The following is an 18,071-nucleotide window of genomic DNA, read 5'->3' on the forward strand; positions in this document are numbered from 1 at the left end:
AGGGTATGATGAAAATAGAAAATATTGCTTATCTTTTTTCGGAAGATTTCCAAATGCCCGCTGAATGAAGATAAAATCTGGTATCAGTCAGATAGGAAAGGAAGAGTGAGATGGATAAAACTAAAATCCAAAAGGTAAACAAGGCACTTATTGCAACTGTGTTTGCAACTAGTGGGATCGCAGTTGTTGTACCGCCACCACAAAAGGCTGTAGCAGCAACTTCACCATTCAAAGATATCGATCAATATAACAGTCACTATGACAATATCCTGAAATTATACAAACAAGGTGCAATTGGCGGTTTTCCTGATAAAACTTTCCGCCCAAATCAAAATGTAACGCGTGGGCAAGCAGCTAAAATGCTGGCAACGGTACTAGACCTTGATTTGAAAAATGTTGATAATCCATATTTCACAGATGTACCTAAGAGCAATGAATACTATAAATACATTGCAGCCTTAAAAAATGCGGGCATTATGTCGGGTTATTCCAATGGTACATTTATGCCAAATGAAGTTATTACACGTGGGCAATTATCAAAAATGCTAGTGCTTGGCTTTAAATTTGAAGTTGCCTCTAGCTTTAATCACAACTTCAAAGATGTGAATAGCCAAACGAGTAATGCGGCTTATATTCAAACATTAGTAGATTTGAAAATTACGGAAGGGACAACTCCGGTCACATTTTCTCCGTATAATGCGGTAACGCGTGGACAAATTGCATCGTTCATTGTACGTGCGCAAGATAAAAAAGAAAATGTCACGTCTTACAAAATTACGAGCATTGAAGATGATGTTGTTTACATAAACGCAGTGCCTTATACCGTGCCTTCTAACCTTGCAAATATTTTCAATGAGGATAATGAAGAAGTACTTAAAGGGGCTGTTATTGAGGGGACACTCGTGGGTGGCCAGTTAAGCTATGTTTCAAAGCTGACATTAAATGCGAGTGGAACGTATACAAAATATTTAGAGCTAAATGGTGGTAACGGCTCTTTTGGTGCTTCGATAGTTGTGAACGGCAATTACATTCGGTTTGCAGACGTAAAATTAACAGGTACGGTGTTCATCAATGAAACAGTGCGTCCACCGTTACATATGAATGTATCAGCGGGCAACAGTATGCGATCTTTAGGACGTATTGCTAGCACGAATCTAGGATTTATCAACTGGTCAAACCCTGATCAGCCAGAAGATCAACCATCTAAAGAAGACTCTTCAAATGGACTGCAGAACTGGACTAATAACAGCCAGAATCCTGGTGTTAAAGATGAGCCTAAAAAAGATGATCCATTCGTGAACTGGTCGAAGGACCGAGTTGTGATGAAAAATGTGGAGAAGTATGTTGAATTTTATAATAGTTCTACACCGCACTTAATTGTGTCACAAAATGCGACAAGAATCGAAACAAATACGACATTGCCACGTGTAGACATCCGAGGATACGTACGGGAATTCGAAATTATAGGCAATATTACAACGTTAAATTTAATTACAGAAACAGACCTAACTATTTACGGGGAAAGTAATATTTACTGGATTAACAAATATAGCTATACAAATTTACAGCTATACTTTGATGGTCGAGTGGGTACATTATTTGTCGATAACGCATACGGTTGGATTGATATCGGTGACTATACGTATATTGATAGAGTCATTTTACCGAAAGATGAAGGACCAAATAATATATTTGATGATTTCCTAAATGATAAAGACAATATCGGTGGCATTACGGATCCAGATGGCAAACCAGTTGATAAAGATGATATTGAAAACCAAAAACCAGCGGATAAAACAAAGCCAATTGTGAATATTACAAATCTTGAACTACTAAGTGGCAGTGATATTAGTTTCGATTTCACGTCTACTGAAGTCGGTACGTATTACTACATTATTCGTGAAAAAGATGCTGATCCACCGACAAAATCTGAAATGGTAAATCGCGTATCTTCTGACAATGCTGCGCATGGTACAGGATCAGCCGTAGTTGGAAAAAATACGGTCAAAGTTTCAAACCTAGGCGAAAAAACAGAATATATTCTTTATGTAATGGTCGTAGATGGTGCGAAAAACGTCTCTGATCTTGCAACTAAATCGTTCCAAATGAAGGATGGTTCGCCACCGTCAGTAAAATCATTAACAGTTTTACCTTTACATGGTGGTAAGCGTGCCGAAATGAAATTCGTTGCGAGTGAACCAGGCGAGTACTACTATTATGTACGTCCAAAAACATCGGCTCCTGATCCAACAACGAAAGACATCATCGCGAACCCTACAGGCAAAGGGGAAGCGAAATCAGGCGAGTTAGCGATAACTGAGATTTTAAAAGATTTAACACCTGAAACGACATACCAAGTCTATGTTGTCATGAAGGATAAATCAGGAAACTTATCGATTGATCCACCGATGTCGAAAGAATTTACAACAACTGCACCAGATAATGAGCATCCATATGTAGAAAATGCGAAACTTGAGCGAGCGGGTAAGGAAAACCAGTTTTATGTATATTTTAGCGAAGCTTTAGACCCTGAAACGGCTAGAAACGTGCAAAATTACGATTTATCAGGAACAGTTATTGTCAACACAACTGGCCAACCACGCATTAAGCCATCTTCTGTGGAATATAAAGAGGGCGATAAAAAAATATTATTAACAATTCCTTCAGAAACAGGGTTTGTCTACGGAGATACATTACGTGTAACTGTATTACCAGGTGTGAAGGATTTAGCAGACAATGAATTTGAAAATGCGAGTACAGTTAAAGAAAATGACCCTGTTCGTAACTTCGCTGAATACTTACATGACAAGTTAGATTTACCGGTTATGTCTATCGAAAATGTCGTAAGTAAGCCAGACCAATCAGATGGATTTAATCGAGTGGAAGTCGAATTTAAACCAAGTAAGGCGGGGACTTACTATTATATGGTGCTACCTGACACAGTTATGGACGGAGGCGACTCAAAAACCTTTAAGAAATATTTAGAGGAAAAGGGGATTACGCAACGAGATTTCGTCAATGAGTTCGAATCGAATACGAGCCTACACTCCGGTTATTTCCAACTTGGCGGCAAGGATCTCTATGTTGTAAAAGGCAACGGGCCGGCAACTTTAGAGGATAAGACGCAAAAGTTCCCAATTTCTATACCAAAGGATCAATTAAATCCATTTGTGAGTTATTCGGTATATATGGTATTAAAAGACCGTGGTGGAGAACTGTCTATTATTAACTCGAAATCCATTATTGGAGATTCAAAAGCACCGCTTATTAAGAATTTAGAAATTAAACCAAAATTAAATGATGATACAAAGGCTGAAGTGACATTTAGTACAGATGAAGGTACGTTATTACATTACTGGGAAGTGCCAAAGAAAAATGCAGATGGTACACCTAATCCAGATGCTAATTTATCAGTTACAACAGAAGCGGATCGTAAGGCATTAGAAGCGACATTAAAGGGCAAGCCGTACTTTGAAACTACTGGTTCAGGTGAAAGTGGAGTTAAAGAGATTAAGGGCTTAACGCCACATACTGAGTACGTTGTGTATTTTGGTGCGGAAGATACGTATGGTAATATGACTATCTATAGTGCCAATGCTGCTGGTAATGACCATGATACATCGGCGACTGGCTGGATGAAGAAGAATCTATATTCAGATGGTACACCACCGCGTATTGAAATGACGGTTGATGGTAAAAAGAAATCTAATATCGTGTACCGTAATCCAGATAATACGTTTACGATTACTTTTAGTGAAGCGATTATGCGTGATGTTGATGGCAACTCGTCGCTTAGCGATTTAAGTCTGCTAACAATTACAGATGAAAGTGGTGCAGACATTTCATCACAATATCAATTTGTATCTTATACAAAAGGTACTAAAACAACTGATGAAAGTAAGTTAATCATCAAGCCGGCTGGTTCGGGAACAGCTGACAAAACATTTACTGTGAAGATGAAAGATACTGCTGTTGACTACAACATTACTGGCTACACAGGTAATAAGTTCGATATTACTGATTTTGGTAAGTACGTATATCAAAGTTCAGGTGTGGCATTCAAATCAGCTACATTAATGGGTAATATGTCTGTTGGTGCAGTACCATCATACCGAGAGCTTGAATTTATGTATCAAATTGCAAATGCTAAAGATGATTTAGAATTCTATTATGCGGTTCGTGTTGATATTGTTGCGGGTGATTTAACAGCAGAGGAAATTATCTTTGCAGGTAAACATGCTTCACAAATCGCTGCTGGACAAGCAGTACCTGGTATTGCAAATGGTATTACCGTTGCTGGTATAGGAAAACCTGAAAACTCATCTGATAATTCACAGAGATCTATATTAACAACAAATTCAACTAACCCGAATAAAGTATTCATGGAAAACGACCGTATTTACTTTGCAACAGTTGATAAGTACGGAAATATTTCTCAGGGTGTGTTGGATTCCAATACGGCACAGAAATTCATTAAAATTGTTCGTCGTCCATAGGGATGCTTTGTACCAAAATTTTTTAGCAAGTTAGTAAAATTTTAAAATGTTGCAGGACAACAATCCATTATAATCAAATATCGTTTACCTTAATTTCTTGCAATTACTGAGTGAACAAAGTATTGAAAAACACCAGTTTTGAAATTATCCCCCTTTAAGTAGACAATGTTAAAAAACCTACAGTACGCTGTAGATAACATCTCACTTAAGGGGGATTTTTGTATGGCAAGAAAAAATCGTACGTATTCGAATGAATTTAAATTACAGGTTGTTCAGGTTTATTTAGCTGGCGAAGAAAGTATGCAAGAGATTGCGACAAAATAAGGTATTCGCAATGTTTCACAAGTGAAAGCTTTGGTGAAAAAAATTAAAGAAGTAGGTCAATTGAAGCTTTTTACCGCTTGCTCTCTATAGGTTCAGGGGCAAGAGGTGTGAAGAATCCATCAAGTGCAACAATTCAACGAATTTAACAAAAAACATGTGAACTATAATGAGGTGGTGAAGGAAGGAGACAAAATAAAATTGTTATATTTTTGTAGAAAATAGTTGTTTTAATTTAATGAAAGTCTCTAATTTACTGATCAATAACGTTGCAGTAGAACGAATTGAAGAAATAGAAGAATGGGTGATGTCACAAGCCGCTGTTTTGGGTTGAGACTCGCCCATTTTGTTGTTTGATTATAAATGGTTTGTCAAGATGATATGGGCGATTGTGAATGTAATTCAAGCGATTTTTAAAATTGAATATAATACTTGATAATTTTCCGAATCATTAAATTTATTGGACAAAAATACTGGTTTAATATTATTGATAAATACTAAATAGGTATAAAAGTACTGATTTATTCCTTTTTATATAGAAAAATATAAAACTTTTATATCATTCCGACGTATACATCCTTAATTTTGAAAAGTATACTTATTTTTATGGAGATATTCACAATATTTACCTAATGATGAATTGAAGAGGAGTAGGTTTTTTGATGAAGAAAATTGTGACAGCATTTACAGCAACTGCGGTTGTGGCTTCGGCGGTTGTACCAGCACCGACACTAGCGGCACCATCATTTACAGATGTAAAAACGACAGACTACTATGCAGAAGCGATAACAAGCCTTGCGGAGCGTGGCATTATTAAAGGTTATTCTGATAATACATATCGACCAGGTAATTCAGTAACACGCGGTCAAGCAGCAAAAATTATCGCGGGTGCACTTGGATTAGACACAAAAAATGTAACAAATGCCAACTTTAAAGATATTTCTACTTCAGATGAGTTTTACGGCTCAATCACAGCTTTAGCTAACGAAGGAATTATTAATGGTTTTTCTGATCGAACATTCCGTCCATGGGAACCAATCACGCGTAATCAAATGGCGAAAATCATTGCGGGGGCTTTTACCTTAGAAACGCTAGATAATACTACGCCGTTTACAGATTTAAATAAAGAATATGCGGGTGACATAGCGGCACTTTATACAAATGATATTACAACGGGACGAACAGCGACGACGTTTGATGGTAGCTCTAGGGTGACACGCGGTCAATTGGCAGCGTTTGTTCACCGTGCAGAAAATATACCGGCACAAGATGAAGAGCAGCAAGAGGAGCAACAAAAGGAACAACAAGTGAATGGTGACATTTCTGCAATTACAGGTGACAAGTTGACAATTGGGGAAAATACATACACGATTCCGGCTAACCTACAGCCTCTATTCAATGAAAGTAATAAAGTAGCGTTGGCAAAAGCTAAAATCGAAGCAACAGTAGTTGGTGATGCATTAGTTGAGGTAAATGCACTGACAATTACAGCTGAAGGAACACAAGATAATCCAGTAGTTCTTGTGGGTCATAGAAGTTCATCTCCAGTAGCAAGTTTAGCAACTGTAGCGGTTGTTCCATTTGAGTTAACAAGTAAATTAACTGTGGCTTCGTCGTATTTTGAAATAAAAAATATAAATGTCGGTGAATTGGTTGTAACACCTAAAGTAAAGAGTCTTAAATTAAGTCAAACAATTGGTAAACTATCAATTGAAAAAGACGCAACAGTAGATATTTTTGGTGATGCGACAGTTAAACTAGCTGAAATCGCAACAGAAAAACCGATTACTATTGATTTGAAAGGCATAATTGAAAAATTAAATTTCACAGTCTCAAAAGCAGCGATTAAATTTGGGATGAATACAAAGATTTCAAATGTTGTAACAAACGGTACAGATGTGTCGAAGCTCATTTCAAATTATAGTTTAGTACGTATGAATATTAGTTCAGTAAATGGGGCAATACCACCGTCAGTAGGTTCTAATGAATCGACTTCAAATGGAGGTTCTAATGGATCATCTTCTAATGGGGGTTCTAACGGGTCGGGGGGAAGTGTAACACAGCAAATTTCCGGCAAAATAACAGCGGTTACAGCAAATTCAGTTACGATAAATAACATTGTATACAAGGTGGATCAGCAGGTCGCTGGATTATTTACTGTAGCAAATATGAGTGTTTTACAAAATGCCGATATTAAAGTAACTGTAGTGGACAACAAGGTTATGAAAGTAACGGCTTTAACAGTGAACAATGCTGGTACGTTAAATGGTGGAAATTCCACAATCAATGGTAAGTTAACCGTAAACATAGATGGCTTAAATATTAAAGAACTAACAGTTACAGGTGATGTTCATTTAACAATTGCTGTTACATCTGCAATTGACTTTGTAAAAGTAGTAATCCAAGGCAAGTTAACAACTGAAGAGGTGCCGGCAATTGCCGATTCACGTAACTTTAGAGTTGCTTCGACTGAACCTATTTTAGCAAGTGAGAAGCCTGTAACACGTTTAAAAATTACATTTGCTGATTCAACTGTGGCATTTGTAGAAATCAAAAAAGTGGATACAACTTTAAGTATTTATGGTGGGACACAAATTTCAGTAGTTGCATTACAAGCGAACGGTTCTATTTACGCAGATCCGGATGTTATTTTACCAAACTTGAAAATTGAAGATGGTGTAACAAAAATAGAATTAAATGCATCGATTGCATCTGTAGAAATCGAGTCAAACGATGATATCGAGATTACAGGAAAAGGAAATTTTGATAAAGTACTAGTAAAAACAGATAAGTCAGTAACGTTAGCTACTACAGGAACAATTAAACAGCTTGGTTCGGATACAGGGAATATCACATTAGGCAAGGATGTAAAAGTAGGAGCTACTACATCATTATCGGGTGAAAAGAAGCCAGCGGAAGAGCTAATTTCAAACATTGAAGATGTAAAAGACAATGTCAATGTTGATATTAACGATAATGATTTAGAAGATTATGTTGCAGCGAAAGTGTTACCAGTGGAAGGTCGTTTTGGCTATGCAACACTGTCCGTACTGAATGCAGAGGGGGCTACGATTAAATATCGTTTAGTAAAAGCACGTACAAATAACGATATAGTAGCAGTTGGCCAAAAGGCACCTGACAATGCGATTGTTTACAATAAAGGGGACCAATTCATTCCTTGGTTCACTAGCGATATCCAAGTGTACAAAGTAGATGAAAACGATACGATTCTAGACGCGTATGAAATTCAAAACTGGGGTACCTCGAACATTGGTCTCTCGAAGATGACTGTCGAAAATAATACAATTATTCATAAAACTATTTTTGGACAATTACCAGTGACATCAGAATTTATGTACTTTATCAATGGAACACAATTCTTTATGCCGGAAAATTTATCAAGTTATACATGGAAAGTAGATGCGGATGGTATCCCAACATTAGAAATTCCATTGCCAAAGGATTTTACATATAATGCAGATGAGTTTAGCCGTATTCAACACCATTTATATGTAAAAGATAATGAACAGCAAGGTGCATCAGGCTTATATGCGAATGATATATTAGGAGACTATAAGAAAAAGGATGTGGCCCATTTTGAAGCATTATATCAACTGGCCCAACTTTCATCGACAGGCAATGACGAGTTCAAACGTAGCCTTAAGCATGCGATTGAAACGTTGTTATCTTTCTATGCGTACGAATTAGAGCCAGTATACGATTTAAGCGGCAAGTTTTTATATAACCAACATAAGTCTCTTGTATCGAAAATTGATTCAGTTATAGACAGTTATTTAGCGGAACTAAAAGAAAAGAGATACACAACAGCTGACGAAGTAAAAGCAATGGTGTTAGAAGTAAACGAGCAAAACCACTCGCTTATCGAGCAAATAAATATAGCAACGGAAGCGGTATTTGCATTATTTGTGGAAGATTTTAATAATTACACAGGTCCAGATCGATTAGCTTCTACTACAACATTAGAAGCGATTGAGAAAGCAAGAGCGCTCGTGAATAATCTTCCGGAAAGTTACAGGGATAAATCGCACTTAACATATCTTGTAAATAACGCAAAAGAGCTCTATGCGCAATTGAACGGTAGAAGTAGTGTAACAGTACAATCGGTAGGATTTGGGGGGATAGTGAAATTAAATAATATTATTTCCGTAAATACTAATAAAATTGTTTTTGAAAATGATGCAACGCAGATTTTTATTGATGAAGAGCAAATCTCTTTTGAGAGTATTGAGCAATTAGCGACAGTCTTGTCAGAAGAAGGCTATAGTGTTACAACTAACGATACAGTGTTTATAGCAACACTGGCAGACACGGTTAGCCCAAAAGAGATCTTATTAAAAAATATTAATGAAGTGATTTCAACTACAACTGATGGAGTAATTGAAATCGAAATAGCTAAATTAAAGCAAGCTACGCAAATCGAGATTGGTGGACAAACACAATCGTTTGCTACTGTAGATACTTTCATTGAAGAACTTAAAAAACTGTATACGTCAGCTGTTGTAGAAGAATTGGACGGTAGGATTACTTTTTCTTCACCTACATTAACACAAGCAGATGTATTTGATCCTAGTTTAGCAGAGTATACTGAAAATGGATCTGTTCAAGAAATAACGATAACGTTCACAGATGTTATTAAAGAAAGTGGCAATCTTCAATTAACATTTGGTGGAACGGTTGCAAGTAGTGAATATGCAGAATCCTCGGCGGCTATTAAAGATGTAAACACACTGAAAATCTATGTTCGTACAAAACAATCTGAAATGCCGACAAGTGTAACTGTAACAGGATTGGTAGATGCCAATGGCAAAGTGATTTTAGTAGACGATGTTTCAATTAAATAAAATATAACTCTAATCATATAAAATAGTTCACTTCTATAGATAGTGAGATGAATGTGGTATTGGGCATTTTATAGCTAGTGTCAAAACGTTCGCCATATTAAATTATGATCGTAGCTTTACTTTGATTCCATGACTTAGTTAATATGAAAATACTTGAAGGTTAGCTTATATAGGTCAGTATTATCTGAGGGCTATTAAAAGTAAAGAAGCTGGAGAAAAACGTAACGTTTTTCCCGAGCTTCTTTTGTCGCTCGCAGTTTGGACTTACTGTGAGTGTCAGAACCAATGCTTCTTCGACGGCAAACGAAGCGGATAGGTAAAGTAGTCCCATCGACAACATAACAGTGTTGATAGAAAAGAGTTGTTAGCACAAATCGGTGGCAGGAAGGGTATTCTAACGAGAATGATGGATATTAGGGTTATTCAAGTGGGTGCATATTACTGTTTAAAGGGTGTATGTTTTATATAGAGTGTTTTTTACTTGGAACAAAGTGGGCAGGGGATACTCTACCGGCAATTAGATCAGGTACATCTTGTAATATGATATAGAGGTTTACAGGTAACTGAGTAAATTCAAATCTAAATAAGATTGAAAAGGACCCTGCACAGTAGCAGGGTCCTTTCAGACTGTAGACAAAGTCGATTTTTTCGACTTTGTCTATTATTTTTAAATTGAGCGGCTATAAGCACAATTCTTTTTAGATTTTCCAAACCCTTTATTTTCAAGGGGGCGGAAAAACGTTTGAACATAGAAAACTAAAATTAAATGCCCACATATGATAACTTTTTGATACGAATTTAGTTTGTCGACACTCTGAAAGGACCCTGCACAGTAGCAGGGTCCTTTTGATTATTGATGGGTGATGTTAGTGACGATTAATCACCATCCGTGATAACCTTGTTTTTGAGCTTTCTGGTAGGCCGAGATGGCGTTGCTTAAATTGCTATATGCATATGATATATCATTCTGTGTAGCATTAGAATTATTCATAACATTTTGAGCAGATGAAACAGCGTTCTCTATAGCAGTTCTCTCTGCTTGTGTAGTCCAAGCAACATGAGAAGCCAATCCATATCCATAATTATTAGAAACATCTACGTAAATAACAGACAAGATGAGTGATTGCAGTGATGATTTATCACCATTATATCCATTTCCATAATAATTATTTCTTATAGAGTTCTTATAAGTAGAGATGGCGTTGTTTAAATTGTTGATGGCATTAGTGATTTCATACTGTGAAGCGTAGTAATTATTTGCGACATTTTGAGCAGATGAAACAGCGTTCTCTAAAGCAGTTCTCTCTGCTTGTGTAGTCCAAGGTGTATTATAAGATATACCGGAACCATCCCAAGAAGTAGTTACATATATAGATTGAACGGAATTGATGAGTGATTGCAGTGATGATTGATCGCCATTGTACCCATTGTACCCATTATTCCCGTATTTTTGAGCGTTTTTATAAGTAGTGATAGCATTGTTTAAATTGTTGATGGCGTTAGTGATCTCATACTGTGAAGCGTAGTAATTATTCGCGACATTTCGTGCGGAAGAAACAGCATTCACTAGCGCATCTTTTTCTGCTTGTGTAGTCCAAGCTGTATTGTAGTACTGGTTACTGCCACTCCAAGAAACCGATACATATTGAACGGAGTTGATGAGTGAAGTCAGTGTATTTTTATCGCCAACATAAGATTTTTGAGCGGCTTTGTAGATAGCAATAGCATTATTTAATTGTGTAATGGCGTTGTTTACTTGCTCTTGTGTAGCTCTTGTATCATTGGCTACCGCTTGAGCGCTGTTAGCAGCAGATTCTATTGCTGTTCTCTCAGCTTGAGTAGTCCATTTTTCCGAAGTGATATTATAGTTAACATTATTGGATACCGGAACGTATTGAATTGAGGCAATTAATGCAGTTAATGCAGATTTATCCACCACAGCATAGGTAACTTTTGCATTTTTATCGTCCACCTGCACCTTAGCGATATGATGGGATGAGTCTAAAGCGACATTCGTGCCACCTTTTACTGTAGCTTGCTCAATATTTCCTTCTCCGCTAAGACTAAAATCCTTCTTAACATCGACTATAAGTTTTCCAACGTCCCCACCAACTTTTAGGAAAGGGACATCATCTGTTACTTGAATAATAGAAATAAGTTTATCTGAATCTAGATTAATTTTATTGCGTTGTACGTTAATTTCTGGTGTTACCATATCTTTTAGCGTAATGTTTAGCCAGTTTATTTTCTTCAGTCGTAGAGGTTGGAATGTAATCGTATCACCAACTGAGACGCTTTCGATTGTGACAGCTTTCTTTACGCGAGCAGTCACAATTAACTCTTTAGAAATTGTTAAATTTTTGATTTGATTATAATCAGCAGAAACTGTTACATTGCCTGAAATCTTAGCATTACCGCCATCGAATACCACTGGTTTTTTGCTAGTACCCATTTTACTTAATGTTAGGGCTTTAATGTCTGTCATTTGACCGTTTTCCACAATAACTGTAGCTTTCGCATTAGTAAGTGCCTGACGATTTGCTGTTTGAAAGATAGGCTTTAAAGAGTTAATAATTGTTACTTGCCCTTTTGAAGTACGGACTGTATTACCTGAAAAGCTTGAAATTGTTAGTGACACTTCTCCTGAAGGGATTACTTCTTCGGATGACGCTACTTTTCCAGCTGTTTGTACTGTAGTGTAATTTGATTGATTACTAGATAAATCATTCAAGGCAGCACTTGCAGTTGTTCCTGGTAACACGATGGAAGCAGTTAATGCTGTTGCCATTAAAGTAGTTAGTGCTTTATTTTTCAAAATGATCACTCCTAATTAATGTATTTAGTAACTAATATAACATATATTCCTATAATTTAGTAATGATTATAGAGCTCTACCCAGTAGAGCCCATAATTTTTCACAGCATTTCTGCAGATTGAAGGGCTTTGTATAAAATTTTCGCCAATTGTGAGCGAGTTAACTTGCCTAGAGGATCAAATGAGCCATTAGGTTTTCCTGATACAATGTCAAGACTTTGCATAAGTGCAACGGCATTAATGGCACTGTCTGCGATTAGATGAGAATCCGTAAACTGTGGAGATTCCCACACATTTGTATCCACGTTAACATAATCCAGCATACGTTCTACCATCATCGCAGCTTGTTGGCGCGTTAGGGTGCTATTTGGGTTGAACGTTGTCGCGTTGACCCCTTGAATAATACCAACTTCATAGAGTGCTTGTACTTCATTTTCATACGATTTGCCTCTAACATCGTTAAAGTTTGTATCAGTAGATGGTTGAATATCTAAAGCACGAGCCATCATTACGGCAAATTCTGCGCGTGTGATGTTTTGATTTGGATTGAATCTACCATTACCATCGTTTTGGATGATGTTGCGAGCAGCAAGCTCCTCGATGTATTCTCGATGACTATCATTTTGAATATCCGTAAACGTTGTAGTTGAACGAGTAATGATGAATGTATCAGAACCTTTAGTTTTAATCGTGTATTGATCACCGTCTACTGTGTATGTTGCAGGTACACGATTGCCGTATTGGTCGACACGTAGAACGACTGAATTTTTCGGTACGGATTCTAGGATGATGTCTACCTCTGTCGCAAAAGTGACAGGTTTCTTATCCATTGTAGCCTTAAACGAAACTCGACTCGATGTTGCCTGGATTTCAATTGCCATTGTGCCTGTTTTATCGCCGACAACTGTCACTGTTGGTGGGATAATAGCTGTTACATTAGCTCTTGTTGTCAGTACAAAGCGCTCCGAGTTACCAACCTCATTAGATACAAAGATTTTTGCTGTGTAAGTGTCACCTTTTGACGATTTAGTCATAGCTGTTCTTTCACCTGGGACAGCCGCAAAGTCTGGTAAAGGATTTATTTCTTCTGTATCTGTATTTGTATCATCTGTATCTACACCATCTGGAATACCGCTTGTATTGTAGCTTAACTTGCCCGTTTCAAAGTCTATAAGCGTTTGCAGATTCGTCACTAGCGGTCTTTGGAGTGCCGTTAAGTTGTTGTAAACACGACGTGCTCGCTCTATTTCCTTGAGAATGGAATCACTTGATAGCGAGTTTATAGCGTTTACTACTTTACGTGCAGCAGTCTTATCCTTTTCTACAAGCGCTTCGGCCTTCTCAAGAGCCTCCTCTAAATAAGCAGCTAAATAGACCCCGTGATTTTTTATGAGTGCATTATAAGCAGCGCGAGCGTTTGCTACATCCGCATGGAATGTAATCCTAGATGGATTTAGTGCCAAAATCATATTCGTCACGTTGCGTACTGCATCGATACCCGATTGAGCATCGTTTAAAAGCTTTACAGCATACTCAGCGACAAAGGCTTTTTGTGCTGCGTTGAAAGCATTGTACTCACTTTGCAATGCTGCTAATGCCGATTGATAGCCAGGACTTGTGTTACTTAAAGCATTAATCTTATCTTCTAATTTCTTTGCTTGCGCAGCATATGTGTCATAGGTTGCTAGGTGTTCCTTTAATACGTTGTAATTATTGATAAGTGCTTGCTGCTCTTCTGATAGTGCGGCATAAGCACTTTTTGCTGCCTCGACATCTGTTTTGAAAGAAGCACTTGTATTGTTGATAGCTGCGATTTGCGCAATTAATTTTTGCGCGATATCACTTGTGCCTGCAAGGTCAGCTACTAACTTCTCAGCATCTAAAAGGGCTTGGTAATTTGACACATATTCTTTTTGCTTGGGTGAGAGTTTATCATATGCCTCACGCGCTTTTTTTACATCAACAGCGAAGGTTTTCTTTGTTTCATCGAGTTTGTCGATCATTTTAATGACAGCCTCAGCCTCTTCTTTGCCGTTCGCCTTATCAATTAATGACTCTAGCTTCGAATAATTCGTCACAAGCTTCTTTGGGAATTCCTTTAGGTCATCGTACTTAGCCTTCACAGCTTCAATGGCTTCTTCTGTAGAATCTTTCGATAACGCATCAATGGCCGCAATTACAGCTTTTGCTGCATCGATGTTGGCCTTAAATAACGCAAGATCATCTTTGTTTGTAATAAAACGTTCTTGGTCGTCATCTAGTGCATCGAATAGAGCCTGCGCGGCTTTATATAGTCCCTCATACTTCGTTGGATCATCTTCAGACACGGCGTCGATAGCATCAACTACCGCCTGTAATGGCTTTACCTTTTCTTGTGCATTCTTTAACGTCACGTTATGCCCACCGTTGTCGACAATCGTCTTTGCCTGTGGGCTTAAATTATCATATGCCTCTGTTGCTTTACGGACATCTCCGACAAATGAATCCTTCGTAATGTCAATTTTCGTTATCAAATCGATAACTGTTTGAGCTGCAGATTTGTAATGAAGTGCTTCTAGGTCTGTTAGCTTTTTTATGTCGCCAACGAAGTGTTTCCCGACTTCGCTGAGATCAGTATATCTTTTTCGTATGTCCTCTGCTGTCGCATTGTCGGTAATTGGTGCATCTAGGCTGATAGCAGCTATGTCTATTTTCAATTTGTTAGAATTTACAATCGTTTCCTTCGCTTCCTCTAGCTTTTGCTTTTGGACATCGGAAAAATGCTTCTTGACATGGTCGTTCATTTTTAAATTAGTAGGGATTCTCTCAGGGTTACCATTAACATCAATCTCTGTAAGACCTTCCAAATCATCAATGCTGCCCTCGATTTTTTCGACTAATGCTTTATAGACAGCTTCATCTGTTGGTGCCGTTGTTGGAATACTATCAATATCAGTAATGATTTTTTTGATTTCATCTACTAACGCAACGGCTATTGCCAATTTTTCTTTTGCTGAGTCATAGTTAGTTTGGTCTGCTGGATCTATCTGTGTGCCTGCAGCATCGAAGGATTCAGTTGCGATTACAGCATTCTCAACATCTGGTACGAAGCTCTCCTTACTTGCATCCAAGTTATTTATTATGCTGATGACCGTACCTACATTATTGGTCTCAGCGAATTTTGCAGCAATTGCCGCCTTTAAATGATCGATTGGTTTAACTGAATTAATCTTTAGTTTATCAATCATTTCACGTTCGGCAGCGCTGAGTGCTGTATAGCGAGCGAGAAGTGCTTCTAGTGCTTCTTTTGTTGTATCGCTAGAAATTTTCTCAATTGCTGTATACAAGTTTTTTACAGTCGTTGTATAATTGTCCAACGTTTTAAGAGCTGCTTTGTAAATATCAATATTTGATATTAATGTTTGTTCAGCATCTGTTAATTTATCGATATTGATTTTTAAATCTGATAATATATCAGCAAAGTTAGGGGATTTCGGATTTAGTTGGCTTATTTTATAAACATAGTTACCAGCTGCTATTTTCGTTTCTGCTGCTTGAAGTGCAAGTAGTGCGTTATTTAATGCAGTTTGATGTGTAACTAAAAATATCCCTTGCTGTGCGCCAGTTAATGAATAATAGGCATCGAGTGCAGTTTTTATATTTGTATAGTAATCAGCTGTGTTTGGGCTTAGGTTACCAAATAATGTCCCAACTTTTCCAGCAACTGTTGCATTGTCCGCTGCTATATCCTGCAATAATATGAAATCAGGATCATAGTTAAAAACAATGTCTTTTTTTTCGTCTGTAAAGTCCTTATATAACTTTCTGATATCATTTACTTCTTTAGTGAAATTCATACTAGCAGAATCTAATAGAGCAATTCGTAGAGCGACTCCCTCAGGATCATCTTTCTTATCAATTTGTAGCTCGTCGATAGCATCGTTCAACTCAGTCCCGATATAATACTCTACAGCAGCTTTCTGAGAGGGAGTTAATTTTTTAAATTCTAGGTAAGTGTTGATTAACTTTTTTAACTCATTACCTTTAGAATAATCATGATACATTTTGATAACTTTTGCTACAGCTTCCTCATCTACTGCAATCGGGATGTTCGCTTCTGTTCCGTCTGCTTTTTTATATTTTAGCGTTGTACCTGTGATTACTAAATCACGGACGTACGTTGGAACAAGTAGCGTTAAATCAGTACCGTCAGTATTGACTTTGTATAAATAGTTTTTGTCCGTCACATTACTAAAATAAAGCCAGCCATTATCATGCACTAAATAAGCAGCTTCTACATCATTCGAGTTACTACCTTTAAAAGTAAACTCTTCAAATTTATCGGCACTTTCACCGATTGTCGGTAATGGTTTTAAGCTTAGTCGTGCTAGCACGCCATCTGTTCTTACATAGTAAAGCCAGCTATTTTCAGGAATAGGATTGAAGACGTTTTGTAACTTCGCATAACTTTCATGAGATGTTGTTTCAACAATTACACCTGAAGGAAGAGTGCTTAGGACTGTATGTGTAGAAAATCCACCCATACCTCTTAAGAAATATTCATAGCTAATAGCCTTGCCATCAGTAATGCTTGTATCGCGAATTGAAGGTTCATCCAATGCAGTATCGAGGTAGTAGTGCTTTCCTTTATATTCCACGACGTTCCAAGCATGTGGTGTGCCTGCGTATGTACCTGTCATGTAATAAGCTTTAATACCAGCCTCATTTAATAGATAGTAGGTAAGAAGCGCATAGGCTTGGCTTAGTCCTTTCTTTTCCATTAAAAGTGTATAGGCTGCGTGTGGGCTCCCCGTTGTATCTTTTGTAAACGTAGCATAAGTCACAACATAATCATGAATTGCTTTGATTTTTTGGAAATCTGTCATGTTTTCCGTAATGAGTTCGTTCTTAATAATCCTTTCAACTCTTGTTTTAAGGGTTTCCTCTGTGTTGAAATTCGTATTGTATTTGATTGTAAAATTAATCGTTACATTATTGACATAGCCTGAATACGTATAGTCACGAGAGATTGTGGCTGCTTTGTAGATGGCGTTGTCTGGGTCTAAATCAAACCTGTCATAAATAGCATTCAGATCTTCTTGGAGTTTTGCCGTTTCACCTGTGTATTTTACATTGAAGCTTTCCTCGTACTTCTGGAATTTCCCTTTTAGAATAGTTTCTAGTTCTGCAACACCTTTGGCAGTTTCTATAGTTGTAGTTGTTGCTGTGGGTGCACCCAGTGAAAATGTTTGTCGTTGTGGTTTCGCATCAAAAACATGTTGTGGATTGACCCAAGAACCTGAAACCTCAGGAATGGGTTGCTCTGTTGCTGCCTGAACGTCTACATCTGGAACCATCGTAATCATAGCTGGAATAGCTGCAACGGATAGTAGGGCAATTTTTTGTTTACGCTTCATATGAATAGATCTCCTTTTCTGGTAAATACGTTTATCAATATCCTTATTTTATCATTTATATTAATGCGTTGGATTTACTATTTGTCGAATTGGCTATTAATAAGCCTATAGTAGGAGACTGGTTGTGCATTTTTTTTTGCATTTGAAATAGCCAATTTCCGTTCGAAAATGTAATGAAATTA

4 protein-coding genes are annotated in these 18,071 nt (G+C 37.4%); 2 read left to right on the forward strand and 2 right to left on the reverse strand.

Translation table 11 applies throughout. The features are described from left to right. Window positions 1-110 precede the first annotated feature (110 nt). Both ACIQZG_RS10625 and ACIQZG_RS10630 read left to right on the forward strand, forming a co-directional pair. Entirely contained in the window at window positions 111-4,496 is a 4,386-nt protein-coding gene (locus ACIQZG_RS10625; protein ID WP_402755155.1) for an S-layer homology domain-containing protein, read from the forward strand. Between the two features lie 983 nt (window positions 4,497-5,479). After that, the gene (locus ACIQZG_RS10630; RefSeq protein WP_402755170.1) at window positions 5,480-9,679 is read left to right on the forward strand and encodes an S-layer homology domain-containing protein; all 4,200 of its coding nucleotides are present in this window, start codon (window positions 5,480-5,482) and stop codon (window positions 9,677-9,679) included. 880 nt (window positions 9,680-10,559) lie between these two features. Here the strand turns inward: ACIQZG_RS10630 and ACIQZG_RS10635 are convergent. Next, window positions 10,560-12,494, reverse strand: a complete 1,935-nt coding sequence (locus ACIQZG_RS10635; protein ID WP_402755156.1) for an S-layer protein — start codon at window positions 12,492-12,494, stop codon at window positions 10,560-10,562. A 100-nt stretch (window positions 12,495-12,594) separates the two neighbouring features. Further along, the gene (locus ACIQZG_RS10640; RefSeq protein WP_402755157.1) at window positions 12,595-17,889 is read right to left on the reverse strand and encodes an S-layer homology domain-containing protein; all 5,295 of its coding nucleotides are present in this window, start codon (window positions 17,887-17,889) and stop codon (window positions 12,595-12,597) included. Window positions 17,890-18,071: the final 182 nt, after the last annotated feature.

This window comes from Lysinibacillus sp. NPDC096418, assembly GCF_044762775.1.
GTDB lineage: Bacteria > Bacillota > Bacilli > Bacillales_A > Planococcaceae > Lysinibacillus.